This window comes from Mizugakiibacter sp., assembly GCF_039680435.1.
GTDB lineage: Bacteria > Pseudomonadota > Gammaproteobacteria > Xanthomonadales > Rhodanobacteraceae > Mizugakiibacter.
Map to the genome: position 1 here is coordinate 41,800 of NZ_JBDKSX010000101.1, position 26,518 is coordinate 68,317.

Annotated in this window: 25 protein-coding genes; 8 read left to right on the forward strand and 17 right to left on the reverse strand. The window is 71.1% G+C overall.

Annotation, left to right across the window (positions count from 1 at the left end):
* The first annotated feature begins 18 nt into the window (after positions 1–18).
* Both soxB and ABFC67_RS11020 read left to right on the forward strand, forming a co-directional pair.
* Complete coding sequence (soxB, locus tag ABFC67_RS11015; protein ID WP_346738080.1) at positions 19–1,734, forward strand: thiosulfohydrolase SoxB; 1,716 nt, start codon at positions 19–21, stop codon at positions 1,732–1,734.
* 2 nt (positions 1,735–1,736) lie between these two features.
* Positions 1,737–2,726, forward strand: coding sequence for an MBL fold metallo-hydrolase (locus ABFC67_RS11020; RefSeq protein ID WP_346738081.1), 990 nt, complete (start codon positions 1,737–1,739; stop codon positions 2,724–2,726).
* A gap of 7 nt (positions 2,727–2,733) precedes the next feature.
* Here the strand turns inward: ABFC67_RS11020 and ABFC67_RS11025 are convergent, their stop codons facing one another.
* Complete coding sequence (locus ABFC67_RS11025; RefSeq protein ID WP_346738082.1) at positions 2,734–3,021, reverse strand: metal-sensing transcriptional repressor; 288 nt, start codon at positions 3,019–3,021, stop codon at positions 2,734–2,736.
* A gap of 373 nt (positions 3,022–3,394) precedes the next feature.
* On the opposite strand from ABFC67_RS11025, the gene ABFC67_RS11030 reads away from it, so the two are divergent.
* Positions 3,395–4,669, forward strand: coding sequence for an outer membrane protein transport protein (locus ABFC67_RS11030; protein WP_346738083.1), 1,275 nt, complete (start codon positions 3,395–3,397; stop codon positions 4,667–4,669).
* Between the two features lie 163 nt (positions 4,670–4,832).
* On the opposite strand, the gene ABFC67_RS11035 is transcribed toward ABFC67_RS11030, so the two are convergent.
* Complete coding sequence (locus tag ABFC67_RS11035; RefSeq protein ID WP_346738084.1) at positions 4,833–5,693, reverse strand: MBL fold metallo-hydrolase; 861 nt, start codon at positions 5,691–5,693, stop codon at positions 4,833–4,835.
* Positions 5,694–5,890: 197 nt separating this feature from the next.
* Between ABFC67_RS11035 and ABFC67_RS11040 the strand changes: the two genes are divergently transcribed.
* The 4 genes from ABFC67_RS11040 to ABFC67_RS11055 all read left to right on the forward strand — a co-directional run bounded on the left by ABFC67_RS11040 (position 5,891) and on the right by ABFC67_RS11055 (position 9,747).
* Complete coding sequence (locus ABFC67_RS11040) at positions 5,891–6,340, forward strand: sulfur transferase domain-containing protein (RefSeq protein WP_346738085.1); 450 nt, start codon at positions 5,891–5,893, stop codon at positions 6,338–6,340.
* Between the two features lie 105 nt (positions 6,341–6,445).
* Positions 6,446–7,459, forward strand: a complete 1,014-nt coding sequence (gene gap, locus ABFC67_RS11045; RefSeq protein WP_346738086.1) for a type I glyceraldehyde-3-phosphate dehydrogenase — start codon at positions 6,446–6,448, stop codon at positions 7,457–7,459.
* A gap of 84 nt (positions 7,460–7,543) precedes the next feature.
* Positions 7,544–8,515, forward strand: coding sequence for a hypothetical protein (locus tag ABFC67_RS11050; RefSeq protein ID WP_346738087.1), 972 nt, complete (start codon positions 7,544–7,546; stop codon positions 8,513–8,515).
* A gap of 53 nt (positions 8,516–8,568) precedes the next feature.
* Positions 8,569–9,747 (forward strand): hypothetical protein, encoded by a 1,179-nt coding sequence (locus ABFC67_RS11055; RefSeq protein WP_346738088.1) that lies wholly within the window; start codon positions 8,569–8,571, stop codon positions 9,745–9,747.
* Positions 9,748–9,756: 9 nt separating this feature from the next.
* Here the strand turns inward: ABFC67_RS11055 and ABFC67_RS11060 are convergent, their stop codons facing one another.
* From ABFC67_RS11060 to hppD, 14 genes are all read right to left on the reverse strand, one after another.
* Positions 9,757–10,335, reverse strand: a complete 579-nt coding sequence (locus tag ABFC67_RS11060; RefSeq protein WP_346738089.1) for an SCO family protein — start codon at positions 10,333–10,335, stop codon at positions 9,757–9,759.
* Positions 10,332–11,117, reverse strand: a complete 786-nt coding sequence (locus ABFC67_RS11065; RefSeq protein WP_346738090.1) for a formylglycine-generating enzyme family protein — start codon at positions 11,115–11,117, stop codon at positions 10,332–10,334. Before ABFC67_RS11065 ends, ABFC67_RS11060 begins: the two co-directional genes overlap by 4 nt.
* 22 nt (positions 11,118–11,139) lie before the next feature.
* Positions 11,140–12,633 carry a copper-containing nitrite reductase gene (gene nirK, locus ABFC67_RS11070; protein WP_346738091.1) on the reverse strand — a complete coding sequence of 498 codons (1,494 nt, stop codon included), beginning with the start codon at positions 12,631–12,633 and terminating at the stop codon, positions 11,140–11,142.
* Between the two features lie 77 nt (positions 12,634–12,710).
* Positions 12,711–12,881 carry a hypothetical protein gene (locus ABFC67_RS11075; protein WP_346738092.1) on the reverse strand — a complete coding sequence of 57 codons (171 nt, stop codon included), beginning with the start codon at positions 12,879–12,881 and terminating at the stop codon, positions 12,711–12,713.
* 32 nt (positions 12,882–12,913) lie between these two features.
* On the reverse strand, positions 12,914–14,155 hold the full coding sequence (locus tag ABFC67_RS11080; RefSeq protein WP_346738093.1) for a DUF4010 domain-containing protein: 1,242 nt from the start codon (positions 14,153–14,155) through the stop codon (positions 12,914–12,916).
* A gap of 25 nt (positions 14,156–14,180) precedes the next feature.
* On the reverse strand, positions 14,181–14,585 hold the full coding sequence (locus tag ABFC67_RS11085; protein WP_346738094.1) for a SirB2 family protein: 405 nt from the start codon (positions 14,583–14,585) through the stop codon (positions 14,181–14,183).
* Positions 14,586–14,640: 55 nt separating this feature from the next.
* Positions 14,641–15,897: an NnrS family protein gene (locus ABFC67_RS11090; protein ID WP_346738095.1), complete on the reverse strand. Its 1,257-nt coding sequence runs from the start codon at positions 15,895–15,897 to the stop codon at positions 14,641–14,643.
* 192 nt (positions 15,898–16,089) lie between these two features.
* Positions 16,090–18,375 carry a nitric-oxide reductase large subunit gene (locus tag ABFC67_RS11095; RefSeq protein WP_346738096.1) on the reverse strand — a complete coding sequence of 762 codons (2,286 nt, stop codon included), beginning with the start codon at positions 18,373–18,375 and terminating at the stop codon, positions 16,090–16,092.
* A 243-nt stretch (positions 18,376–18,618) separates the two neighbouring features.
* On the reverse strand, positions 18,619–19,380 hold the full coding sequence (locus ABFC67_RS11100; RefSeq protein ID WP_346738097.1) for a helix-turn-helix domain-containing protein: 762 nt from the start codon (positions 19,378–19,380) through the stop codon (positions 18,619–18,621).
* A gap of 22 nt (positions 19,381–19,402) precedes the next feature.
* On the reverse strand, positions 19,403–20,809 hold the full coding sequence (gene hemN, locus ABFC67_RS11105) for an oxygen-independent coproporphyrinogen III oxidase (protein WP_346738098.1): 1,407 nt from the start codon (positions 20,807–20,809) through the stop codon (positions 19,403–19,405).
* Between the two features lie 88 nt (positions 20,810–20,897).
* On the reverse strand, positions 20,898–21,890 hold the full coding sequence (locus ABFC67_RS11110; RefSeq protein WP_346738099.1) for a fumarylacetoacetate hydrolase family protein: 993 nt from the start codon (positions 21,888–21,890) through the stop codon (positions 20,898–20,900).
* A gap of 271 nt (positions 21,891–22,161) precedes the next feature.
* Positions 22,162–22,752 (reverse strand): lectin, encoded by a 591-nt coding sequence (locus tag ABFC67_RS11115; protein WP_346738100.1) that lies wholly within the window; start codon positions 22,750–22,752, stop codon positions 22,162–22,164.
* Positions 22,752–24,089 (reverse strand): homogentisate 1,2-dioxygenase, encoded by a 1,338-nt coding sequence (gene hmgA, locus ABFC67_RS11120; RefSeq protein WP_346738105.1) that lies wholly within the window; start codon positions 24,087–24,089, stop codon positions 22,752–22,754. The genes ABFC67_RS11115 and hmgA overlap by 1 nt, the downstream gene beginning before the upstream one ends.
* 70 nt (positions 24,090–24,159) lie before the next feature.
* A complete protein-coding gene (hppD, locus tag ABFC67_RS11125; protein WP_346738106.1) occupies positions 24,160–25,224 on the reverse strand; it encodes a 4-hydroxyphenylpyruvate dioxygenase in 1,065 nt (354 codons plus the stop codon).
* A 119-nt stretch (positions 25,225–25,343) separates the two neighbouring features.
* Between hppD and ABFC67_RS11130 the strand changes: the two genes are divergently transcribed.
* Positions 25,344–25,784, forward strand: a complete 441-nt coding sequence (locus ABFC67_RS11130) for a MarR family transcriptional regulator (protein ID WP_346738101.1) — start codon at positions 25,344–25,346, stop codon at positions 25,782–25,784.
* 80 nt (positions 25,785–25,864) lie between these two features.
* Here ABFC67_RS11130 and ABFC67_RS11135 read toward each other — a convergent pair.
* A partial coding sequence (locus ABFC67_RS11135; protein ID WP_346738102.1) for an oligopeptide:H+ symporter occupies positions 25,865–26,518 on the reverse strand: 654 nt, incomplete at its 5' end.

Here is a 26,518-nt window from a genome sequence, read left to right on the forward strand (position 1 = left end):
CGCACGGGAGTCCACGACATGAGCATGAGCCGCCGCGAGTTCGTCCGGCTGTTGGCCGCCGCCGTCGCCGCCGGACTGCCGCTGGGTTCGCGGCGCGCCTTCGCGGCCGCCGCCGGCGAGGCGCTGTACGATGCGCCGGCGTTCGGCAATGTCAGCCTGCTGCACGTCACCGACAGCCACGCGCAACTGCTGCCGATCCACTTCCGCGAGCCGTCGGCCAATATCGGCGTCGGCGCCGCGCGCGGACAGCCGCCGCACCTGGTCGGCGAGCATCTGCTGAAGCACTACGGCATCCGGCCGGGCACGCGCGAGGCGCACGCGCTGACCTGCCTCGACTTCGTCGAGGCGGCGCGCCGGTTCGGCCGGGTCGGCGGCTACGCGCACCTGGCGACGCTGATCAAGCGCTTGCGCGCCAGCCGCCCCGGCGCGCTGCTGCTCGACGGCGGCGATACCTGGCAGGGCTCCGCGACCTCGCTGTGGACGCGCGGCCAGGACATGGTCGATGCGCAGCTCGAGCTGGGCGTCGACGTGATGACCGGGCACTGGGAATTCACCTACGGCGCCGAACGCGTCAGGGAAGTCGTCGACGGGCCGTTCAAGGGCAAGGTCGATTTCGTCGCCCACAACGTGCAGACCGCCGACTTCGGCGACCCGGTATTCCCGGATTACGCGCTGCGCGAGGTCAACGGCGTCGACGTGGCGGTGATCGGCCAGGCGTTCCCGTACACGCCGATCGCCCACCCGCGCCATTTCGTCGCCGACTGGACGTTCGGCATCCAGGACGACCACCTGCAGCAGGTGATCGACAAGGCGCGCAAGGCCGGCGCCGCGATCGTCGTGCTGCTCTCGCACAACGGCATGGACTGCGACCTCAAGCTCGCCTCGCGCGTGCGCGGCCTCGACGCGATCCTCGGCGGCCACACCCACGACGGCGTGCCGCGGCCGGTGGCGGTGAAGAACGCGGGCGGCCAGACCCTGGTCACCAACGCCGGCAGCAACGGCAAGTTCGTCGGCGTGCTCGACCTCGACGTGCGCGACGGCAGGCTGCACGACTTCCGCTACCGGCTGCTGCCGGTGTTCAGCAACCTGCTCGAAGCCGACCCGGCGATGCAGGCGCTGATCGCGCGCCATCGCCAACCCCACGAGGCCCGGCTGTCCGAACGGTTCGCGGTCAGCGAGGGCCTGCTGTACCGCCGCGGCAACTTCAACGGCAGCTTCGACCAGTTGATCCTCGACGCGCTGATGGCGGTCAAGGACGCCGAGATCGCGTTCTCGCCCGGCTTCCGCTGGGGCACCACGCTGCTGCCCGGCGAGCCGATCACGCGCGAGCGGCTGATGGACCAGACCGCAATCACTTATCCGACCGTCACCGTCAACGCTTTCACCGGCGAGCGCATCAAGGCGATTCTCGAGGACGTCGGCGACAACCTGTTCAACCCCGATCCCTACTACCAGCAGGGCGGCGACATGGTGCGCGTCGGCGGGCTCAGCTACGCCTGCGACCCGGGCGCGCCCATGGGGCGGCGCATCAGCGACCTGCGCCTCGACGGCAAGCCAATCGACGCGACCCGCACCTACAAGGTCGCCGGCTGGGCCTCGGTCGCGGAGGACGCCAGCGGCGAACCGGTCTGGGACGTGGTCGCCGACTACCTCAAGGCGCACCCGGCGCTGGCTGCGCCCAGGCTCAACCTTCCGCGCCTGGTCGGCGTGCGGGACGACCCCGGCATCGCCTGACCATGCTCCGGCTCGCGCTGTCCGCACTGCTGGCGTTGATCGCCACCGCGGCACCGGCGCGCGCCGCGCCCGCGCCGCCCGCGCACGCCGCCCCCGCGGCATGGGCGGCGAGCGACATGGCGCTGCCGGTGCACCGGGTCGGAGCGCACAGCTATTACGTCGAGGGGCGGCTCGAGGAAGCCAGCCGGGCCAACGAGGGTTTCATCGCCAACGCCGGCTTCGTGATCACGGACGGCGGCGTGGTGGTGTTCGACGCGCTGGGCTCGCCGGCCCTGGCCGACCGCCTGATCGCGGCGATCCGCGCGCGCACCGACCGGCCGATCCGGCGCGTCGTCATAAGCCACTACCACGCCGACCACTTCTACGGCATCCCGGCATTCCGCCGCATCGGCGCCGAGATCTGGGCCGACGCCCGCGCCCGCGCCTACCTGAACTCTCCCGCCGCGGCCGAGCGCCTGGCCGAGCGCGAACGCATCATCGGCCGCTGGCTCGGCCCGCATTTCAGCCTGCCGTTGCCCGACCGCTGGATCGACGGCGACCAGGACTTCGTCATGGGCGGCGTGCATTTCGCGCTGCGCCGACTGGGCCCGGCGCACTCGCCCGAGGATCTGGCCATGCAGGTCGAACCCGACGGCGTGCTGTACTCGGGCGACGTGGTCTATGCCGGGCGGGTGCCCTTCATCGGCGACGCGGACACGCGCCTGTGGCTGCGCGCGATCGACCGCCTGCTGGCGATTCCGTCGCGGGTGATGGTGCCGGGGCACGGACCGGCCTCGTTCGCGCCGCGCCGCGACGCCCGCATGACCCGCGAATACCTCGACTTCCTGCGCGAGCAGATGGGCCGCGCGGTACGGAACTTCGTGCCGTTCGACGACGCATACCGGCAGGTCGACTGGAAACGCTTCCAGGCCGAGCCGACCTTCGACGTCGCCAACCGCCGCAACGCCTACAACGTCTATCTGCAGATGGAGCAGGAAATGCTCGGTGAGTAACGCCGACTCAACCGAACTTGGCCAGCAGGCGCGCCAGTTCGCCGGTCGAGGCGCGGATGTCGTCCAGGTCCGCCGAAGCCTCGACGTGACTGACCAGACTGCAGGCGAGCATGTCGTAGAAGGCCTTGTCCAGCGCGCGGCGCGCCGCCGTGAGCTGCTGGGCCACCTGCTCGCACGAGCCGTTCGCCAGGATCATCGCCTGGACGCCGCGCATTTGCCCCTCGATGCGGGCCAGGCGGGCGGCAATGCGGCGGCGATGCGCCTGCTCGGTGTCGTGCTGCTCTTTCGCGCTCATGCGGACGATTCCGTCGAAACGAACCCATCAATAATGCTGCACCGCACGACCCGACGGCAAAGGGCCGGCAGAAATTCTCGGCTGCGGGGCGAGTCGCCGCGGCAACGCATATCCCATTCGTTCAATGGTGCCACAGACGTGGCGCGGCGTTCCGGCACTGTTGCGTCCTCGCTCAATCGCGACAGCGGAAATGCTGCATCGCATTATCCCGGAGGCCGGTAACGGCGTTATTCGCGGCCGCGATGTCCACGCCTGGCAATCCTGTTTTTGCGTGCTAGGCTAGGTCCATATACCAATACCCGTATGAGTATATAGCCAACACGCAATCGGCACAGACACGCCCGATCCAGGGCAACACGTGGGAGGGGGATTCATGCAACGGCGAATCGCGGTGTTCATCGGTGCGCTCATGCTCTGCTGCGGCACGGCGTCGGCAACCGACGGTTATTTCTCGCACGGCTACGGCATGAAGGCGAAAGGCCGCGGCGGCGCGTCGGCGGCCGTGGTGGCCGAGGCCTTCGGTGGCGCGAACAACCCGGCCACGATGGTGATGGCCGGCAACCAGCTCGACGTCGGCCTCGATGCGTTCAATCCCGAGCGCAGCGCCGAGCGCAGCGGCCTCGGCCCCGGGCTCGACGGCTCGGTCGACAGCGGCCGCAGCTACTTCGCGATTCCCGAGTTCGCCTACAACCGCATGCTGCGCGACAACCTCGCCCTCGGCGTGACCGTCTACGGCAACGGCGGCATGAACACCGACTATCCCGGCGGCCAGTTCAATTGCGGACAGGGCGCCGCCAACATGCTGTGCGGCTCCGGTGCGCTGGGCGTCGACCTGACGCAACTGATCGTCGCGCCGACGCTGTCGTACGCAATCACCCCGAACCAGTCGATCGGCATCGCGCCGCTGCTCACCTTCCAGCGCTTCTCGGCCAAGGGCCTGCAGGCATTCGCCGGCATCCCCGGGCTCTCCGCGCAACCCGACAAGGTGAGCAACAACGGGCACGACGATTCCCGCGGCGTCGGCGTCCGCGTCGGCTACTACGCCCGCATCAGCCCGGCCTTCGCCGTGGGCGCGGCCTACGCGGGCAAGACGCACATGAGCCGTTTCTCCGAGTACGCCGGCCTGTTCGCCGGCCGCGGCAGTTTCGACATTCCGGAGAATTACAGCCTCGGCGTGGCCTGGACGCCGAGCGCCCCGCTGACCGTCGCCCTCGACTACCAGCGCATCAATTACGGCGACGTCGCGTCGGTGGGGCAGCACAGCCTGGTGCCGGCGCAACTGGGCGCCGACAACGGCCCGGGCTTCGGCTGGAAGAACATCAACGTCTGGAAGCTCGGCCTCGAGTACGCCAGCTCGGAACGCTGGACCTGGCGCGCCGGCTTCAACCACTGCGACGAGCCGATCGGCAGCGCGGACGTGACCTTCAACATCCTCGCGCCCGGCGTGGTCACCAACCACCTCACGCTCGGCTTCACCTACACGACGCGCGCGGGAGGCGAGTGGACGGTGGCGTACATGCACGCGTTCGAGCGCTCCGTGCAGGGCGCCTCGATCCTGCCCGTGTTCATGGGCGGCGCGCCGGCCGGCAACGAGCGCATTTCCATGCACGAGAACTCGCTCGGCATCGCCTATGCCTGGAAGCTCTGAGTCGGCCACGCCCGCGCACGGCAGGTCCGCGCGCGGGCGCGCCACGGGCGAACCGGCCCCGCATCGCGCGCAAGCGGCATGAGCATGCGTGAAACCCCGATGGCGCCCTGGCCCCGATACGTCGCCGGGCCATTGCTCGGATCGGCCGCGCCGGCGGCGCCTTTCAGTCGCCGCCGCGCAGCGGAATCCTGAGATAGCGGCGGCCGTTGGCCTCGGCCGCCGGAAGAGCGCCGGCGCGGATGTTGACCTGCACCGCCGGATAAAGCAGGCGCGGAGCGGCCAGCGTCGCGTCGCGCGCGCGCCGCCGGGCGACGAACTCGTCCTCGCCGGTGGCGGCCGTGACGTGGATGTTGGCGGCCTTCTCCGCGCCGATGCTGGTCTCGCACTGCGGCGCGCGGCCCTGCGGCGGATAGTCGTGGCAGAGGAACACGCGGGTCGCGTCCGGCAACTCGTAGAGCCGGCGGATCGTGCGGTACAGCAACGCCGCGTCGCCGCCCGGGAAGTCGCAGCGCGCGGTGCCGACGTCGGGCGCGAACAAGGTGTCGCCGACGAACAGGGCGTCGTCGATCCGGTAGCACACGCTGTCGTTGGTGTGCCCCGGGCAGGCGATCACCTGCGCCTGCAGCGCGCCGATGGCGAAGCGTTCGCCGTCGTCGAACAGGCGGTCGAACTGCGAGCCGTCGGTGGCGAAATCGCCGCCGAGGTTGAAGACCTCGGCGAAGGTCGACTGCACCCGCCGGATGCCGGCGCCGATGCACACCTGCCCGCCGACCCGCGCCTTGAGGTACTGCGCGGCGCTGAGGTGGTCGGCGTGGGCGTGCGTTTCCAGTATCCACTGCACGTCGAGGCCGTCGGTGCGCACGCGCTCGACGATCGCGTCGGCGGCGCGCGTCGAGACGCGGCCGGCGGCGGCATCGTAGTCGAGCACCGGATCGACCACCGCCGCGTGCCCGGCGGGATCGGCGACCAGGTACGACCATGTCCCGCTGTCGGCGTGGAAAAACGGAACGATGCGGGGGCTCATCGAACGGACTCCATACCTGGCGGCTCGGCAGAATATGAGAAATATCTAAACAAGTCATCCATGATGCACGCATGTGCTCGCCGGTCGCCCGGCCGGAACGACCGCAGCGAACGCACCCATGCCGCCCGGCTGGCCGCCGCCGCGCCCGGCGGCGGCAACGTCGCCAGGATCCCGCCCGCTGTTTCCGGAGATGCCGCTTGAACGCATCCGCCCCGTTCGCGCCCAACCAATGTTGCCCGCACCCCGGCCTGCTCTGCGGCGGCCAACCGTCCGCCGGACAGTTGGCGGCGTTCGCCCGCGCCGGCGGCCGATGCGTGATCAACCTGCGCCCACAGGCCGAACTCGGCGACTGGGACGAGGACGCCGTGGTGCGCGCGCTGGGCCTCGCCTACGTGCATATCCCGATCGACGGCGCGGCGGCGCTGTGCCGCGAAGCCGCCCGGCGGCTCGCCGATGCGCTCGCCCGCCACGGCGCCGGGCCCGTGCTCGTCCATTGCGGCAGCGGCAACCGCGTCGGCGCGCTGGTGGCGCTGAAAGCCGCATGGGTGGACGGCCACGCGCCCGCGCAGGCCCTGGCCGCCGGCCGGCAGGCCGGCCTGACCGGCCTGGAGCCCGCGGTGCGCGCGCTGCTGGCCTCGGCCCGCTGAGGCATGCGGCCGGCGACGGCCCCGATCCGGTAAAATACCGGCCTTCCCGCCGCGCGTTCGCGTGGGCGGGTTCTCTTGCCCATCGTCTCCGGAGGACGCTGCCCCATGGCCATCAAGGTCGCCATCAACGGTTACGGTCGCATCGGCCGCAACATCCTGCGTGCGCTGTACGAAGCCAACCGCACGAACGAGATCCAGGTGGTCGCGATCAACGACCTGGGCGATGCGGAGATCAACGCGCACCTGACCCAGCACGACACCGCGCACGGCCGTTTCCCGCACGAGGTGTCGGTGGATGGGGGCGACCTGATCGTCAAGGGCGACCGCATCAAGGTGTTCGCCGAGCGCGACCCGGCCAAGCTGCCGTGGGGCCAGCTCGGCGTCGATGCGGTGCTGGAGTGCACCGGCCTGTTCACCTCCAAGGCCAAGGCCGGCGCGCACATCGCCGGCGGCGCCAGGAAGGTGATCATCTCCGCGCCCGGCGACAAGGACGTGGACGGTACCTTCGTCTACGGCGTCAACCACGAGCTGCTGAAGTCCAGCCACCAGGTCATCTCCAACGCCTCCTGCACCACCAACTGCCTGGCGCCGCTGGCCAAGGTGCTGCACGAGAAGATCGGCATCGTGCACGGCCTGATGACGACCATCCACGCCTACACCAACGACCAGGTGCTGACCGACGTCTACCACAAGGACCTGCGCCGCGCGCGCAGCGCCACGATGTCGCAGATCCCGACCAAGACCGGCGCCGCCGCCGCGGTCGGCCTGGTGCTGCCGGCGCTGAACGGCAAGCTGGACGGCTTCGCGATGCGCGTGCCGACCATCAACGTGTCGGTGGTCGACCTGTCGTTCGTCGCCTCGCGCCCGACCGACAAGGCGGAGATCGACGCCGTCGTCAACGAAGCGGCCAACGGCGCGCTGAAGGGCATCCTCGGCGTCAACACCAGGCCGCTGGTGTCGGTCGACTTCAACCACAACCCGCTGTCGTCGGTCTACGACGCCACGCTCACCAAGGTGATGGGCGGCACGCTGGTGAAGGTGCTGAGCTGGTACGACAACGAGTGGGGCTTCTCCAACCGCATGCTCGACATGACCAAGGCTCTGATGGCGGCCAAGTAAGCCGCTTTTCAGCGACCCCGGTTGTCGCTAGATTCGGCCCGTGCGCGGCGACGCGCACGGGCCGTTTCTTTTGGGGGGACAGGGATGGACACGCAACGCTCGCGCTTCGTTGGAACCGTCATCGCGCTCGCCTGCCTCGCAGGCCTGGTCTGCCACTCGGCATGGGCGGCGCCGCCGGCAGCCGCTTCGTCGGCAGCGGATTCGTATACCGGCCCCACGCTCATCAGGTCGACCGATGCGACGGCCGATACGCCGCCGGCCAAGCCGGCGAACGATTCGGATGGTAGCGGCCGTTGGCTCATGGAAATGGTCAACCCGGACACGCCGCTGGCCGAACGCCGCAAGATCTTCGCCATCTTCGAGCACGATGCCGAAATGGGCGACTACTACAAGCAGTACCTCGTCGGATCGATCTATCGGCTGGGCGAGCAAGGTGCCGTGCCGATCGTCCCGCAGGACCTGGCGAAGGCGCGCCGCTATCTCAGCAACGCGGCGGTCAACGGCTACGAGCTGGCGATGGCCAAGATGGCCGAGCTCGAACTGGCCGATCACCACCCGCTGGATGCGATGGTGTGGGCGCAGATCTACGGCTACTACACCGGAGTCTTCGACGCCAAGACGCCGAGGGGCAAGACTTCCTATTACGCCGAACTGGTGTACCGGATCTCCAAGTGGCTGCCCAAGAAGCAGATGCCAACCGTGGTCGACGACCTGAACCAGTTCATTGCCAACTACGACACGCACGTGCGCGCCTGCAGCAAAGCCATTGAGGAACATTATTCCAGGCAATCGCTCGCTCGGACATATGCGCCGTCACGCGCCGACCATGCCGACTCCTCGCTTCCATCAGGGACTGCGGATTACGTCATCGCATTCCGGCCCGACGGCACCGCCGCGCAAGCATGGCTGCTCGACGCCGTGCCGACGCCCGAGGTGGGGCACAGCATGCACGAGATTGCGATACGCAGCCGCGTTACACCTGACCCGGGCACGAAGACGCTACGCTACGCCTCCATGCCCGTAACGTTCATCAGCGGGCGATACAGAACCCCGTGAACCGTTCCTGTCATTGCCGCCCCTCTTGCTGAACAGGTTGCGCGAGCACTGCCATGGCCATCATCTTCCTCCCCGGCATCAAGGGCTCCGAGCTGGTCGACAGCTATCCGCTGGACTGGCCGGTGCGCTGGAGCCTGGAGGACATGACGGTCGGCAACGTCTTCGAGAATCCGCTCGACATGATGCTCGGCGACGGCCTGCACGACCGCAGCGACGCGCACTGGATGCGCCCGTTCCGCCTGATCCGCTTCGCCTACTCGCCGCTGCTGGCCAAGCTGCGCGCGTGGAAGGCGCCGGAGCCGGTGCACGTGTTCACCTACGACTGGCGCAAGCCGGTCGAGCTGGCGGCGGCGCGGCTGGTGCAGTTCATCGGCGAGGTCGAGGACCGCGAGCGCATGCACGGCCGCGACGCGCCGCTGTCGTTCGTCACCCACAGCATGGGCGGGCTGGTGCTGCGCTCGGCGCTCGGCCTGCGCAACGCGCGCGATCCGTTCGCCGGCATCGGCCGCGTGGTGTTCATCGCGCCGCCGTTCCGCGGCGCGATCGGCGCCGCCGAGTCGCTGGTCAAGGGCGAGCGCGACGGCATGTTCGGCACCGACGAGGACTACCGCCGGCTGGCGCGCACCTTCCCCTCGGTGTACGCGATGACGCCGTCGTTCCGCGACGCCGCGGTCGACGAGGCCGGCCAGCCGCTGGACCTGTTCGACGCCGCCAACTGGCAGGCCAACGTGCGCGACGGCGGCGAGTTCAGCGCGCGCTTCCTCGCCGACGCCGAGGCGCTGGTGCGCGCACGCGCGGCCGGCCACGGCGGCAGCAGCGCGGCGCCGCTGCTGCCGGACAACGCGCTGGCCGCGGCCGCCGACCGCGTGATGGTGCTGATCAGCGCCGGCGTCGCCACGCCGCGCACGCTGACCGTGCAGACGCGCAACACGCGCAACCCCAACTGGTTCGACTTCGCCGGCGTGCGCACGGACACGCAGGGCGACGGCCGCGTGCATTTCCTCTCCGCCGCCGTGCGCGGCGTCACCTTCGCCGCCTACACCGACACCGCGGACCACGCCCGCGTCTGCCGCAGCGCGCGCGTCGCCAACGCGGTGTCGCTGTGGTTGGAAGGCCGCAAGGCGCTGCGCATGACGCCGCGCGGGCCGCAGCATTCGGTGGCGCGTTCGGGGCGCAGCTACTTCGATCCGTGGGACGGCGACCCGGCCAGCCTGGCCGCGCACGTCGCCTGAGCAGCCCGCTCAGGGCGCGATCGACAGCCTGCGCACGGCCGCCACGAACGCGGGCTCGGGATCGCCGAGCTGCGCGCTGCGCGCGACGACGCGGCCGTCCGCGTCGAGCAGCGCGATCACCACGTTGTGGCTGAACTCGCCGTCGGCGCGGCGTCGGTAGGCGACGCCCAGCGTCGCGGCCAACGCCTCGACGTCGCCGGATTCGGGGCGCGCCAGCCGCCAGTGCGCGGGATCGACGCGATGCATGCGTGCCATCTCGGCCAGCGCGGCGACGTCGTCGTGGCCGGGATCGAAACTGACCATCAGCACCCCGGGCGCGCCGGCGCCGACCGCGCGGCGCACGCGCTCGACGGTGGCGATCGTCAGCGGGCAGGCCGAGTGGCAGGAGGCGTAGAACACGCTGACCAGCAGCGGGCGCCCGCGCAGCGCGGCGAAGTCGAAGCGCCGGCCCTGCTGGTCCTGCAGCGCCAGCGCGGTCTGGTACAGCGAATCGCCGGGCAGCGGCGCGGACGGCGCGGCGGCGGCCGCGCCGGCGACGGCAATCAACAACGCGGCGCAGCGCGCGAACAGGCGGCTCGTGGTCGTCATGGATGCTCCGCTCCCTCGATGTCCCGCACGCAGCGGAAGCCGACGTTGTCGGCGCCGTCGGCCGGCGCCAGCGCGGCCAACGCGGCCACCCGCATCAGCAGCGCGTAGTCGTCGCGGTCGGCGAAGGCCAGCGCGGCACCGCCGCACAGGCCGAGCAGCGAGGCCTCGCCGGGCTGGCGCGCGTCGGTGTTGACGAACAGCGCGGCGTAGTCGTCCACCCACTCCCACACCAGCGTGCGCATGTCGTGCAGGCCGTAGACGTTCGGCGCGTCGCGGCCCGCCTCCGCGGGCGGCGCGCCGAAGGCCGCGGTCAGCCGCGCCAGCGCCTGCGCGCGCCAGGCGGCGTCGGCGCGGGCGTCGCGGCGCTGCGCGTCGGCCGCGGCGGCGTACTCCCACTCGATCCAGCGCGGCAGGCGCGCGCCTTCCGAGGCGCAGTAGGCGCGCGCGGCGAACCAGCTCACCCGCGTCACCGGTTGGCGCGCGGGCGCGCCGGCGCCGAGCGCCAGCGGACCGCTCCAGCGCGACAGGTAGCCGGGCGTGGCGAACAGCGCGGCGACGCGGTCGCGCCGCCAGCGCGGCTGGCGCTGCACGAAGGCGAGGAACTCGGCGTTGGTCACCGGCAGCGCGCGCATGCGGAACGCGGCCACCTCGAGCGTGCGCGCGCCGCCTTCCTGGGCCAGCACGCTGCGGAACGCTCCGCCCGGCACGCGCTCGTAATCGGCCCCCGCCGCGGGCACCGCGAGCAGCGCGAACACACACGCCAGCAGCACGGAACGGATCATGCGCGTGCCCTCCCCCGCCGCCTCAGTGCGCCGCCTCGACCTTGGCGCCGCCGCGACGCGCCGCCGCGACGTCGTCGCTGTGGATGCGGCCGCCCGGGTTGCCCCAGCTGTTCAGCACATAGGTCAGCACGTGGGCGACGTCCTCGTCGCTGAGCTGCGGGCCGAACGGCGGCATCATCGAGTCGTAGTGCTGGCCGTTCACGGTGACCTTGCCGCTCAGGCCGTGCAGCACGACGTGCACCGCGCGCTTGGGATCGGCGGCCAGGTAGTCGGACTTCGCCAGCGGCGGGAACGCGCCCGGAACACCGCTGCCGGTCGGCTGGTGGCAGGCCGCGCAGGTGCTCTCGAACACTTCCTTGCCGCGCGCGATCGGGTCGATCTTCGCCACCTTGCCGGCCGGCGCGTCCGCCGCCGCGGGTGCGGCGGACGCCGCCGGCGCGGGCGCGCCGTGTTCGTGCCCGGCCGGCGCCTGTTCGGGCGCGGTTCCCGGCGACGCGGGCGTGGCGTGGTAGATCGCCGGCGCCCCGGGGCCGTCCACCTTCAGCATCGCCAGCGCGCCCTTGTTGAAGGCGCGGAAAATCGAGTGGTCGACCAGCATGTAGGTGCCCGGCACCTCGGCGCGGAACTCGACCACCTTGGCGCCGCCGGCCGGGATCAGCGTGGTCTGCACGTTCTCCTCGAAGTGGCTCGGCTTGCCGTCCCAGACCTTGTCGAAGATCGCGCCGATCACGTGGAAGCTCGACACCAGGTTGGGACCGCCGTTGCCGACATACAGGCGCACCGTCTCGCCGACCTTGGCGCGCAGCGCGCGCTCGCCGGTCAACGCGCCTTCGCGGCCGTTGAACAGCACGTAGGTCGGGCGCTCGTCGATCGCCTTGTCGATGTCGAACGCCTGCAGGCCTTGCTCGTGGTACTTGCCGGTGGTGTAGAAGTCACCCTGCATCACGTAGTACTCGTGATCGACCTTGGGCAGGCCTTCCGGCGGATCGACCTGGATCAGGCCGTACATGCCGTTGGCGATGTGCATGCCGACCGGGGTCGTCGCGCAGTGGTAGACGTACAGGCCCGACTTCAGCGCCTTGAAGGTGAACACGCGCTCGTGGCCCGGCGAGGTCAGCGTCGGCTCGGCGCCGCCGCCGGGTCCGGTGACCGCGTGCAGGTCGATGTTGTGCGGCATGTGCGAGCCGGCCGGATTCTTCAGGTGCAGCTCGACGGTGTCGCCTTCGCGCACGCGGATGAAGCTGCCCGGCACGGTGCCGCCGAAGGTCCAGAAGTCGTAGAAGACGCCGTCGGCGATCTCCTGCTTCACCTCCTTCACTTCCAGCTCGACGATCACCTTCGCCGGGTGGTTGCGCGTGATCGGCGGCGGCACGTTCGGCGGGCTGGTCAGCACGGCGTGGATCGGCTCGCCCTGCGGCGCGCCGGCGTCCGCCTGCGCCGCACCGCGATCGCGCTGGCAGCCGCCTGCCGCCAGCGCCACTCCCAACAACATGCACAGACCGATGGAACGTCTCATGACAGGCTCCTGGCCGGACCATGCGTCCGGCGATGGAGACAGCGTACGCAGCGGTACGCGCGTCACTCTGACGACTATCAGCGGCGTGCGACCGCATGCCGCAGCGTTGCGTGCGCGCGCGTCGCGACGCCGCCCGCCGCGAATCGACACGCACGCTGCGGCCCGCGCCGATGCTGGCCTGCAGCGATGCATGCGGAATCGCGCACGGCGCCGGCGCGTGCGTTTTCGTTGACGATCGTCAGCGGCATGCGACCGCGTGCCGCAGCGCGAATCGGCGGCTTCAGCCGGTCGCGTAAAACGTCGCCCAGGCGGCGACGTTCATCAGCACGATCGCCGCGACCAGCGGCAGCGCATAGCGACGCCCGCCAGCGAACACCACGCCGATCTTCAGCAGCGCGTTGCTGCCGAACGCCGCCAGCACCGCCGACGCGGCGACCGCGACGGCCAGCTCGCCGCTGGCCGCGAGCTGCGCCGCCGACACCGTCGCGGCGTGGGTGTCGGCGAAGCCGGCCAGCGCCAGCGCCGTCACCGCGCCGGCGTCGCCGAGCCTGCGGTGCACCCACGCGCCGAGCAGCAGTGCGACGGCGACGATCGCCGCGAACAGCAGCGCGTGCTCGATACGGAACGCGCGCCCGACAGGCGGCGACACGCCCGCGGCGCGCGTGCCGCGCGCGCGCCGGCCGACCGCCGCCGCCGCCAGCACCGCGACTGCGCCCGCGGCCGCCAGTGCCGGCGCGAGGCGCGCCAGCAGCGCGCGGTCCAGCACGGCGAGGATGATCGCCAGCAGCACCACGGTGGCGACGTTGGACAGCATCGCCCCGGCGACGCAGGCCGGCAGCAGCGCCGGATGCTCGCGCGCGCGCTGGCCCATGCCGGCGATGGTCGCCGCGGAGGAGACGAAGCCGCCGGCCAGCCCGGCCAGCGGCAGGCCGAGGCCCGGGCCGAATACGCGCAGCGCGGCGTAGCCGGCGGCGTTGATCGCCATCACCAGCACCGCCAGCAGCCACAGCCGGCGCGGGCTGAGCACGCCGAACGGGTCGATCGCGCGATCCGGCAGCAGCGGCAGCACGATCAGCACCGAGGCGGCCAGGATCAGCGCCTCGCGCAGCTCGCGCTCGCTCAACGCCTGGCGGACGAAGCGGTGCATGCGCTGCTTGCCGGCCAGCAGGATGGTGACCAGCACGAACAGCGCGGCCGCCGCCTGCGCTGCGTGCACCGCCAGCGCGCCGAGCAGGTAGGTCAGCAGCAGCGCGATCTCGCTGGTCAGGCCAGGGTCGTAGTCGCGCGTGCGCAGGTAGCCGATACCGACCAGCGTCAGCAGCCCGGCGCCGGCCAGCAGCAGCGCCGGGGTGCCGAGCATCGCCGCGACCGCGCCGAGCAGCGCGGCAAGCGTGTAGGTGCGCACGCCGGCGACGCCACGGGTCGGGCCGATGCCCTTGCGGCGTTCGCGCTCGACGCCGACCATCAGGCCGCCGCCCAGCGCGGCCAGCAGCCCGAACAGGTAACCGTCGTCGAAGCCCATGCGCCGATCCCGCAGCCGGTGGCGCTCAGCTTAGCAGCGCGAACACCCCGCGCGCGTCGTGCGCGATCGCCACCGAGATGATGAAGCCGAACACCGCCAGCGCGGCGACGAACGCGCCGGCGCGCACGCGCGGCGTGCGCCCGCGCTTCAGCGCGATCGTGCCGAGCACGATGTAGACCACCAGCAGCAGCAGCTTCACGGTCAGCCAGGCCTGCACGAACGGGTACTGGTGCAGGATCACCACCAGCATCAGCGCCGCGGTCAGCAGCGTGGTGTCGATCGCGTAGGACAGGTAGCGCAGCGCGGCGTGGTTGGCCAAGCCGATGCCGGCCAGGCGCAGCGAGCCGCGGAACAGGAACAGCGTGCCCGACAGGGCCACGCACCAGATGTGCAGCAGCTTGATCTGCGGGTAGAAGTAGGCGAGCGCCATGCGTCGTCCCGGGGGTGGAAAGCCCGCGCAGGTTAGCGCAGGACGCGCCCGGGCTTCAGCCGGGACGACCGTCGCGGCGCGGCGTGAGGTAGATGTACGCCGCGCGCAGCGCCCACGGCATGAACGCCAGCAGCCAGCCCGCCGCGGCCAGCGCGTAGGCGCGCGACACGTCGGCGGCGAACTCGGCGCCGATGCGCCCGAGCGCCACCGCCTGCACGGCCAGGAAGGTGAACCACGGCACCGGCCCCATCGCCAGCGGCCGGCCGGAATGGCCGTGGGTGACGCGCGTGACCATCGCCACCAGCATCGAGCCGAAGAAGCCGACCGTCAGCGCGTGCACCGGCGCGCGCCCGAACGGGCTCGACCCGCGCAGCAGCTCGCACAGGCTGTCCAGGCTGAACAGCGTGAACGCCACCGGCAGCCACGCCAGCGCCAGGTACAGCACCGCCAGCAGGCCGGGCCGGCGCGCCTTCCACGGCTGCCATGCCAGCCAGTGGCCGAGGAAGAACAGCGCCAGCGGCACGTCGGCGAGGAAGCGCCAGCGCGTCGCCTGCGCGAACTCGAAGCCCAGGTGCGCCAGCAGCAGCGCCCACAGCAGCGGCAGCGACCACGCCGGGCGCACCATGCGGTAGCCCTTGATCATGTTGCTGGTGAAGAACGGCACCATGCGGTGCGCCACCGTGAAATACACCGGCAGCAGCAGGCCGAACGTGCCGAGCTTGATCGCCGCCAGCGCCAGCCGCGCATCGGCACCGAGCATGAAGGCGAGGAACATCGCCAGCCCCAGCGCGCCGACCGACAGCGCACTGAAGCACGACAGCGCCCAGCGGTCCTTGAAGCCGTGCCGGCGCAGCACGCCGAACAGGTGCGTCAGCCCGATCAGCCAGCCGGACAGCATCAGCACCACGCCGCCGACCAGCAGCGGGCGCATGCCGAACAGGCCGACCTGCGCGATCACGTAGCCGCCGAACACGCCGCCGAACACCGGCACGTAGTGCGCGCGGCTCAGCTCAGGCTGGTTCATCCAGCGCGGGAACACGGTCAGCAGGAAGCCGAAGATGAACGGCGCGAGCATGCCGTACTGCGCGAACATCGCGTGCGCCCAGCCCGGCGGCACCGCCGGTTGCGCCAGCCAGGTCCAGCCCCAGCGGCCGGCCGCCAGCTCCAGCGCCCACCAGCCCATGCTCGCCAGCACGGCGACGGCGCCGGCGAAGAACATCATGCGGTGCGGTGCGGCGGCGAGTACGCGCGGCAGGTCGGCAAACGAGAACGCGGCGGGGCTGCGCGGCGGCGGGACGACGGACTGTTCCATGGGCGGAAGGATACGGGATAACGAGGCAGGGGGCGCTGCGGGCGAGCCGCCCGCAACCGGCGCAGCGTGCCGCAGCGCGCGCGCGCGCGCACTGACCCAAGTCAACGCGTCGGGGCGGACGGCTGGCGCCGTCCGCCCCGCAGCGCCCCGCCCGGCCCCTGCGCCGGGCGGAGAACCACGCGGCCGCCGCGCTCAGTCGGCGCGGCGCCGCAATGCCGTCAGCGGCTCGCCGCGCGGCGCGATCGCCGCCCGCGGCGCGATCCACAGGCGCAGCACGAACCAGCCCAGCAGCAGCGCACCGACGCTGAAGATCGTGTCGCCGGGCACGCGCAGCCACACCAGCAGGTGGATGATCGGCTGCTGCATGAACTGCTCGGAGCGCGCGAACCAGTAGCCGTGGCTCAGCACCGCGTCGAGCTGCAGCACGCCCATCGGCAGCAGGGTCAGCGCCGCCATCAGCGCCAGGCCGAGGTTGAGGCACCAGAACGCGCCCTTGAGCAGGCTCTCGTCCCACACCGCAGCCGGCTTCAGCAGGCGCAGGCAGAACAGCATCAGGCCGACGCCGAGCATGCCGTACACGCCGAACAGCGCGGTGTGCGCGTGCAGCGCGGTGAGGTTCAGGCCCTGCATGTAGTACAGCGACAGCGGCGGGTTGACCAGGAAACCGAACAGGCCGGCGCCGACCAGGTTCCAGAACGCGACCGCCACGAAGAAAGCCAGCGGCCAGCGCCAGCGCGCCATCCACGGCGCAGCGCGGCCGTGCTTCCAGGTTTCCCACGCCTCGACGCCGACCAGCGCCAGCGGCACCACTTCCAGCGCCGAGAACGACGCGCCCAGCGCGATCACCGCGGTCGGCGTGCCGCTGAAGTACAGATGATGGAACGTGCCGAGCACGCCGCCGGACATGAACACGAAGGTGGCGAACAGCACGCTGGTGGTGGCAGTGGCGGCGCGCACCAGGCCGAAGCGGGTGAACAGCAGCGCGATCACCGCGGTGGCGAACACCTCGAAGAAGCCCTCCACCCACAGGTGCACCACCCACCAGCGCCAGTACTCGACCATCGCGATGTGCGTGTGCCGGCCCCACATCAGCGCGGCGCCGTAGAACAGCGCGATCGCCACGGTGGACAGGAACAGCAGGCTGACGATGCTGCCGCTGCCGTCGCGCTTGCGCAGCGCCGGCCACAGCGCGCGGCCGACCAGGAACAGCCACAGCAGCAGGCCGGCAAACAGGCCGAGCTGCCAGACGCGGCCGAGGTCGGTGTACTCCCAGCCCTGGTGGCCGAGCCAGAAGTTCTCGGCCAGGCCGAGCTTCTGCATCACGCCGAACCACTGGCCGGCGAACGCGCCGACCACCACCGCCACCAGCGCGCCGAACAGCACGTTGACGCCGAGCCGCTGCAAGCGCGGCTCGCGGCCGCCGATCGCCGGCGCGATCAGCAGGCCGGTGGCCAGCCACGCGGTGGCGATCCACAGCACCGCCAGCTCGGTGTGCCAGGTGCGCGTCAGCGCGTACGGCAGCACGTCGGCCAGGCGCACGCCGTACACGACCTGGCCCTCCACCTGGTAGTGCGCGGTGGTCGCGCCGAGCAGGATCTGCGCGAGGAACATCGCCAGCACCAGCCAGAAGTATTTGGCGGTGGCGCGCATCGACGGGGTGACCGTCAGCCCGGCCAGCGGATCGGCGGACGGCACCGGCGGCAGCGGCTCGTGCTTGCGCGCGGCGTGGTGCCAGGCCAGCGCGCCGATGCCGGCGACCATGAACAGCACGCTGAACACCGACCACAGCAGCAGCGACGGTGGCGGCTCGTTGCCGAGCAGCGGGTCGTACGGCCAGTTCTGCGTGTAGCTGACGCTGGCGCCGGGGCGCTCGGTGACCGCCGCCCAGGCGCTCCAGAAGAAGAACGCGGTCAGCGCGTGCCGGTGCGCCGCGGTGTCCACCGTGGCATCGCGCATCGCGTAATCCTCGCGCAGCTTCGCCAGCCGCGGATCGCTGCCGAACAGCGCCTCGTAGTGCGCGGCGACTTCGCGCATCGCCGCGGCGCGCTCGGCGGACACGCTCAACGTGCCGGTGGCGGCGTCGTAGGTATTCGGGCGCAGCGCCGCGCGCATCTCGGCCTCGATGCCGGCCTTCTGCGCGGCGTCCAGCGCGGCGTAGTCCTGCCCGTGGCGGCGCTGCGCGATCAGGTCGAGCAGCGCCAGCGCCTCGCGGTGCAGCCAGTCCGCGCTCCAGTCGGGCGCGACGTAGGCGCCGTGGCCCCAGATCGAGCCGAGCTGCTGGCCGCCGGTGGTCTGCCAGACCTCGCGGCCGGCGCGAATGTCGTCGCGCGTGTACAGCACCGCGCCGCTCGCGCTGACCACGCGCTCGGGCACCGGCGGCGCGGCGTGGTAGATCTCGCGTCCCATCCACAGCAACACGGCGAACGAGGCCGCCAGCAGCAGCCCCAGCGCCGTCCACAGCTTGCGTGTTGCGCTCATCGAACGATCTCCGCGGACCCGTGCGGCCCGACCGCGCGCATCCTCGCGATCCGGCGAACGCGCGCCGCTGACCTCGGTCAAGCAGCGCGCGTTCGCGTCCGCGGCGGGATGTCGCACGCGCGTGATGCGCGGCGCGCGCTTCTCATGGCGATATCGCCGCACACGGCGGCGGCGGAATCCGAACAGCGGACTCCGCCCTGCGGTTTCGTCGGGGCGGGCGCGGGCGCGGCGGCCGCGCGCGGTTCAGCGGTGCAGGATGCAGCGCGCCAGTTCGCGCAGGCGGGCGTCGTCGAGGATCTCGACGTCGCGGCCGTCGACGTGGATCAGCTTCTGCTCGCGGAAGCGGCCGAGCACGCGGCTGACCGTCTCGGCGGCGAGGCGCAGGTAGTTGGCGATGTCGCCGCGCGACATGCTCAGCCGGAATTTCTGCGGCGAGAAGCCGCGCGCGGCGTAGCGGTCGGCGAGATCGACCAGGAACGCGGCCATGCGCTCGTCGGCGCTGTAGTCGCCGGCCAGCAGCGAGGCGGTGCCGACCTCCTTGCTGAGCAGGCGGAACAGGTGCGACTGCACCGCCGGCATGCGCGCGGCGAGCTGGCTCATGGCCGGGAACGAGAAGCGGCAGAAGTACGCGGTATCCAGCGCCACTGCGTCGCACGGGTAGTGCTCGGGGTAGATCGCGTTCAGGCCGACCAGCTCGCCGGGCAGGTAGAAGCCCAGCACCTGCTCGCGCCCGCTCTCGTCGACCACCGCGGTCTTGACCGTGCCGGCGCGTACCGCGAACACCGCCTTGAACGGATCGCGGGTGCGGAACACGTGCTCGCCGGCGCGGTACGGGCCGACGTGCTCGACCAGGCAGTGCAGCTCGCGCAGTTCCGGCTTGCCGTAACCGAACGCCTGGCAGGACGCGCTGAACGCGCAGGTCGTGCAGAAACGGACGTCGTCGCCGTCGTCGGCGATCGGGTTCGGGTCGGGCGGCAGCCTGCCTGCCGGGTTCGCAGCCTTCATCACGGAGCCTTGGCGTGCGTGTTCAGATCGCGCGCGAGTAGCGCGCCGTCTGCGCCTCGCGCCCAAGGTAGGCGTCGAAGCACATGGCGATGATACGCACCAACAGGCGTCCGCGCGAGGTCACCACCAGCGCATCCGGCCGGATATCCACCAGCCCGTCTGCGGCAAGCTGTCGCAGATGGTCCAGTTCGTCGGCGAAATAGACCGGAAAATCGATGCGCCAGGCCGCGCCGAAGCTGGCGAAGTCGATCCGGCCGTGGCACATCAGCTCGGCGATCAGGGCGCGCCGGATTAGGTCGTCCTGGTCCAGCGTCAGCCCGCGCATCACCGGCAGGCAGCCGGCGTCGAGCGCGGCGTAGTAGCCGACCAGGTCCTTGGCGTTCTGGCTGTAGGAATCGCCGATGCGGCTGATCGCGCTCATGCCCAGCGCGATGATGTCGCAGTCGCCGTGGGTCGAGTAGCCCTGGAAGTTGCGCTGCAGCGCGCCCTCGCGCTGCGCGCGCGAGAGCTCGTCGAACGGCAGCGCGAAGTGGTCCATGCCGATGTAGACGTAGCCGGCGGCGGTCAGCGTCTCCAGCGTTCGCGCGAACAGCGCCAGCCGGGTGGCGGCGTCGGGCAACTGCGCGGCGTCGATCTGCCGCTGCGCCTTGAACAGCTCCGGCATGTGCGCGTAGCTGTAGGCGGCGATGCGGTCGGGGCGCAGCGCGATCACCTTGTCGAGGGTGCGGGCGAAGCTGTCGACGGTCTGCAGCGGCAGGCCGTAGATCAGGTCGAGGTTGACCGAGCGGAAGTCCGCCTCGCGCGCCGCCTCGATCACCGCGCGCGTCTCCTCGACGCTCTGGATGCGATTGACCGCCGCCTGCACCGCCGGATCGAAGTCCTGGCAGCCGACCGACATGCGGTTGAAGCCGAGCGGGCCGAGCGCGCGCACGTAGTCGGCGTCGGCGAAGCGCGGGTCGATCTCGATGCCGAACTCGCGCGTCGGCGCGCGGGTCAGGCTGAAGTGCCGGCCCAGCGAATCCATCAGTTCGCTCATCTGGCCGATGTCGAGGAAGTTCGGCGTGCCGCCGCCGAAGTGCAACTGCACCATCGGGCGGTCGCGGTCGAACAGCGCCGCGGTCAGCTCGATCTCGCGGTACAGCCGCGACAGGTACACGCCGGCCTTGGACTTGTCGCGGGTGATGATGCGCGTGCAGCCACAGTAGAAGCACGGGCTCATGCAGAACGGCACGTGCACGTACAGCGACAACCGGCGCGGGATCGGATCCTCGTTGGAGGCGCGCGCGTGGGCGCGCAGCTCGGCCTCGCCGAAGCCGGGGCGGAACTGCGGCGCGGTCGGGTACGAGGTGTAACGCGGACCGAGCGTGTCGTAGCGCGCGATCAGGTCCGGGTCGAAGGTGGGGGCGGCGATGGCCGTGCTGGTGCTCATGGGCTCAGGCTAGCGGCGTACCCCGCGCGCGCATTGACCCGGGTCAAGCGCCGCGCGGCTGCGACAAGGCGTCGCAGCCGCATGCCGTTCAGCGCGCCGCCGGGGCGTGCTCGACGCTCTGCTCGATCGCGCCGAAAATGCTGCGCCCGTCGGCGTCGGTGATCTCGATACGCACGCGGTCGCCGAATTTCAGGAACGGCGTGGACGGCTTGCCGTCGCGCAGCGTCTCGACGGTGCGCTGCTCGGCGAGGCAGGACGCGCCCTTGGACGTGTCCTGGTTGGCGATCGTGCCGGAGCCGACGATCGCGCCGGCGGAAAGCGGCCGCGTCTTCGCCGCGTGCGCGACCAGCTCGGCGAAGCTGAACTGCATGTCGACGCCGCACGCGGGTTCGCCGAACCAGCGCCCGTTGATCCAGGTGCGCATCGGCAGGTGCAGCTTCTCGCCGCGCCACGCCGCGCCCAGCTCGTCGGGGGTGACGAACACCGGCGACAGCGCCGAGCGCGGCTTCGACTGCAGGAAGCCGAAGCCCTTCGCCAGCTCGGCCGGGATCAGGTTGCGCAGCGAGACGTCGTTGACCAGGCCGACCAGTTGGATATGCGCGGCGGCCTGCGCGGGCGTGACGCCCATCGGCACGTCGTCGGTGACCACCACCACCTCGGCCTCGAGGTCGATGCCCCACTCCTCGCTGCCGGCCAGGATCGGGTCGCGCGGGCCGTAGAAGCCGGCGCTGGTGGCCTGGTACATCAGCGGGTCGGTGTAGAACGTGGCCGGCACCTCGGCGCCGCGCGCGCGGCGCACGCGCTCGACGTGCGGCAGGTAGGCGGAGCCGTCGACGAACTCGTAGGCGCGCGGCAGCGGCGCGGCCAGCGCGTCCATGTCGAGCGCGAAGGCGCCCGGCGCCGTGCCCGCGTCCAGCGCCTCCGACAGCGCGTTCAGGCGCGGCGCGAGCTGCGCCCATTCGTCCAGGGCCGCCTGCAGGGTCGGCGCGATGCCGGTCGCGCGCACCGCGCGCGTCAGGTCGCGGCTGACCACCACCAGCGTGCCGTCGCGGTGGCCTTCCTTCAGTGATCCGAGTTTCATGCGATTTCCCGTCTAGCGTGCGCCGTGCGCACTTCCATCCCGGCGTACGCAGCGCACGCCGCCGTGAATCTGCGCGACGACGCGCCTGGAGCCGGGTCCCGGCGCGTCGTTGCCCGCCCCGCTCCGCCGGCCGCGTCGGGGAGATCGCCGGGCGAGGGGGAGCGACGCGACGAATTCCGGCCGGCGATCGTACACCGCAGCGCCCGCCCCCTCACCCCATCCCGCCCCATCGCCGGCGACGCGGACGAGGGAAAGACGTCGGGTGCGCCGCTCAGGAACATCCCTCGACGTAATCCACCTGCGGCGGCAAACCGATGCGCCAGGCGCTCACCGCGCCGTCGGCGCCGATCTCGAAGACCAGTCGCGCCGCGCCGCCGTACGGCGAGGCCACCACCAGCGTCTGCCCGCCTTCGACGTACCTGTGCGGCCGCGCCTCGATGCGCCCGGCGTACAGCCGGCGGATGTCCTCGACGCGCATGCCGACGCGGCCGCCGCCCGGCGCCACCTTGTCGGCGCGGCGCACGTCGACGCGCACGAAGCGGTCGCCTTCGACCATCAGCAGCAGGTCGTGGCGGCCCTGCCGCGGCGACAGGTAGTAGCAGGCCCGCGCGTCGGCCGGCGCGGCCTCGGGATACAGCGGCCGGCCCCAGGCGCGGCGCATCGACGCCGCGTCCATGTTCCAGTGCAGCGGGCCGATGCCGTTGAAATCCGGCTGCGCGTCGTCGACCGCGCGCGCCGGCATCGGCGGCTGTTCGACGGCGCGCGGCGCGGTTGCCGGCGGCGCGGCCGCGCTCGGCGACGCCGCGGCGCAGCCGGCCAGCAGCGCGGCGGCGAACGTCGCCGCGAGCGCCGCCCCGCGCATCAGCGCCGGCCCGGGTCGAAGTGCCTGGCGAGGCCCTGCCAGCAGCGCCAGTAGTCGGCCTGCAGGCCCGACGCCTCCAGCGCCTGCCGGGTCGGGCGGATCACCAGCCGCGTCTCGAACATGACCGCCATGGTGTCGACGATGTGCTGCGGCTTGCCGGTGTCGATCGCGATCGCCTTGGCGTGGCTGGCCGCGTCCGGCCCGTGCCCGCTCATGCAGTTGTGCAGCGAGGCGCCGCCCGGCAGGAAGCCGCCGTGGGCGGTGGCCTCCTTGGCGTCGTACTCGCCGTGGATCAGGCCCATGAACTCGCTGGCGACGTTGCGGTGGAACCATGGCGGCCGGAACGTGTGCTCGGCCACCAGCCAGCGCGGCGGGAAGATCGCGAAGTCCAGGTTGGCCGTGCCTGCCGTGTCGCTGGGCGAGGTCAGCACGGTGAAGATGCACGGATCGGGATGGTCGTAGCTGATCGAGCCGATCGTGTTGAAGCGCTGCAGGTCGTACTTGTACGGCGCGAGGTTGCCGTGCCAGGCGACCACGTCCAGCGGCGAGTGGCCGATCTTGGCGCTCCACAGCGCGCCCTGGAACTTGGCGAGCAGCTCGAAGTCGCCCTCGACGTCCTCGTAGGCCGCCACCGGCGCCAGGAAGTCGCGCGCGTTGGCGAGGCCGTTGGCGCCGATCGGGCCGAGCTCGGGCAGGCGCAGCATCGCGCCGAAGTTCTCGCAGACGTAGCCGCGCGCGGTGCCGTCCGGCAGCTCGACGCGGAAGCGCACGCCGCGCGGGATCACCGCGATCTCCAGCGGCGCCACGTCCAGCACGCCCAGCTCGGTGGCGATGCGCAGCCGGCCCTGCTGCGGCACGACCAGCAGCTCGCCGTCGGCGTCGTAGAAGTAGCGGCCCCGCATCGCGCGGTTGGCGGCGTAGACGTGGATGCCGATGCCGGACTGCGCCTCCGGGCCGCCGTTGCCGGCCACGGTCAGCAGGCTATCGACGAAATCGGTCGGCGCCTCGGGCAGCGGGAACGGATCCCAGCGCAGCAGGTTGGGCGTCGCCGGCGTCTCGTCGAAGCGGTTGTGGAAGCGGCCCGCCGGCAGCGCGCGGAACGGCTGATGCACCGCGCCGGGGCGGATGCGGTACAGCCAACTGCGCCGGTTCTGGTGGCGCGGCGCGGTGAACGCGGTGCCCGAAAGCTGCTCCGCATACAGCCCGTAGGGCACCTGCTGCGGCGAATTCTGCCCCTGCGGCAATGCGCCGGGCAGCGCCTCGGTGGCGAACTCATTGCCGAAGCCGGACATGTAGCCGGCGACCGTGGTGGCGGCTTCAACCTGGGGTTTGTTCATCGGTTTTACGGACATGGTCCAGATCCTTCGCTCACGCCCCTCTCCCGGCGGGAGAGGGGCTCAAGAGGGCTTACAGCACGCCGCGGCGCATCTGGTCGCGTTCGATCGACTCGAACAGCGCCTGGAAGTTGCCCTCGCCGAAGCCGAGGTTGCCCTTGCGCTGGATGATCTCGAAGAAGATCGGGCCGATGCAGTTCTGCGTGAAGATCTGCAGCAGCAGCTTCTGCTTGGTTTCCATGTCGGCGTCGATCAGGATCCTGTTCTTCGCCATGCGCGCCACGTCCTCGCCGTGGTTGGGGATGCGCAGGTCGACCACGTCGTAGTAGGTGTCCGGCGTGTCGAGGAAGTCGACGCCCGCCTTGCGCATCGCCTCGACCGTTTCGTGGATCGAATCGGTGAAGCAGGCGATGTGCTGGATGCCCTCGCCCTTGTACTCGTCGAGGTATTCGTTGATCTGGCTCTTCGGGTCGGAGGACTCGTTGAGCGGGATGCGCACCATGCCGTCCGGCGCGGTCATCGCCTTCGACACCAGGCCGGTCTTGGCGCCCTTGATGTCGAAGTAGCGGATCTCGCGGAAATTGAACAGCTTCTCGTAGTAGCTCGCCCACTTCTCCATGTTGCCGAAGTGCAGGTTGTGGGTGAGGTGGTCGATGAAGGTGAGGCCGAAACCCTTCGGATGCCGTTCGACGCCGGGCAGGTACTCGAAGGCGCCATCGTAGGTCTCGCCCTTGGCGCCGTAGCGGTCGACCAGGTAGAGCATGCAGCCGCCGATGCCGCGGATCACCGGCGCGTCGACCGCCTTGCTCGCTTCCTTGGCGCCGATCGCCTCGGCACCGTTGGCCAGCGCCTGCTCGCGCACCCAGTCGGCGGGCTTGGCGAAGCGGATGGCGAAACCGGCCGCGCAGGGGCCGTGCTGGGCGGCGAAGTCCATGGCGAACGAGCCCGGTTCCTCGTTGACGAGGAAATTGCAGTCGCCCTGGCGGTACAGGGTGATCGCCTTGCGCTTGTGCTTCGCCACGGCGACGAAGCCGAGCTTCGGGAACAGCGTGTGCAGCAGCTTCGGATCGGGGGCGGCGAATTCGACGAACTCGAAGCCGTCGACGCCCATCGGGTTCTCGAACCGCACCGGCTGCATGCCGGCGTTCGCTTGCGCGCTCATGGGTGCACCTCCGTGGTCTTGCTGCGGCGCAGGTTGCGCCAAGGAAGGAAACCTTTATAGTTTCACATGAAACCATTTGCAAGGCGCCCCGCAGCATGTCCGACCGCGCACCGCTGGAGCTGGAGCGCTTCCTGCCCTACCGGCTGTCGATCCTGACCAACAGGGTCAGCCAGGCAATCGCGCGCGAATACGAGCAGCGCTTCGCCCTCTCGGTGACCGAATGGCGGGTGATGGCGGTGCTGGCGCGCTACGACGCCGACGGCCTGTCGGCGCGCGAGGTGGCCGAGCGCACGGCGATGGACAAGGTGGCGGTCAGCCGCGCGCTGGCGCGGCTGGTCGCCGCCGGCCGCGTGGCGCGGCGCACCCACGCCGGCGACAAGCGCCGCTCGGTGCTGCGGCTCACCGCCAAAGGCTGGAAGATCCACGACGCCGTCGCGCCGCTGGCGCGCGCGCACGAGCGCGAGATGCTGGCGCGCCTCGACGCCGAGGAGCGCGACTGGCTGGCGCGCATCCTCGACAAGCTGGCGCCGGTCTGAAGGGCCGGGAGACGGGAGGTGGGAGAGCAGCAACGCCTCCCGGACACGCCGTCTCCGCCCCCTCTCCCGTCTCCCGGCCCTCAGCGCACCCCGTGCATCAGCCGGTTGATCAGCGGCGCCACCAGGAACACCACGATGCCGACGCCGAGCAGCAGCCAGAAGCTCAGCGTGAAGCCGTCCAGCGCGGAGGTCACGGTCAGGCCGCTCTCGCCGCCGCCGGCGCTGATCAGCGCCGAGAACCACCCGGCCAGCGAGTTGCCGATCGAGATGCTGAGGAACCACGCCCCCATGGTGACGCCGACCATCCGCGCGGGCGCCAGCTTGGTCACCATCGACAGGCCGATCGGCGACAGGTGCAGTTCGCCCACGGTCTGCATCACGTAGCAGGCGGCCAGCGGCCAGAACGGAATCATCTGGCGGCTGTCGACCTGGGTGGACAGCGCGTACATCAGCACCGCGAAAGCCAGCGCGTTGCCGATCAGGCCGATGCCGAACTTGCGCGGGATGCTGGGCTCGCGGTTGCGCTTGTCCAGCCAGGCCCAGGCCAGCGTCACCAGCGGCGCCAGCAGCACGATCGCGGCGGGGTTCACCGACTGGAACCAGCCGACCGGGAATTCCCAGCCGCCGAAGCCGCGATCGACCACCTTCGCGGCGAGGAAGTTGAACGAGGCGCCGGCCTGCTCGAAGAACATCCAGAACATCACGTTGGCGGTGAACAGGATCAGCAGCGCGAT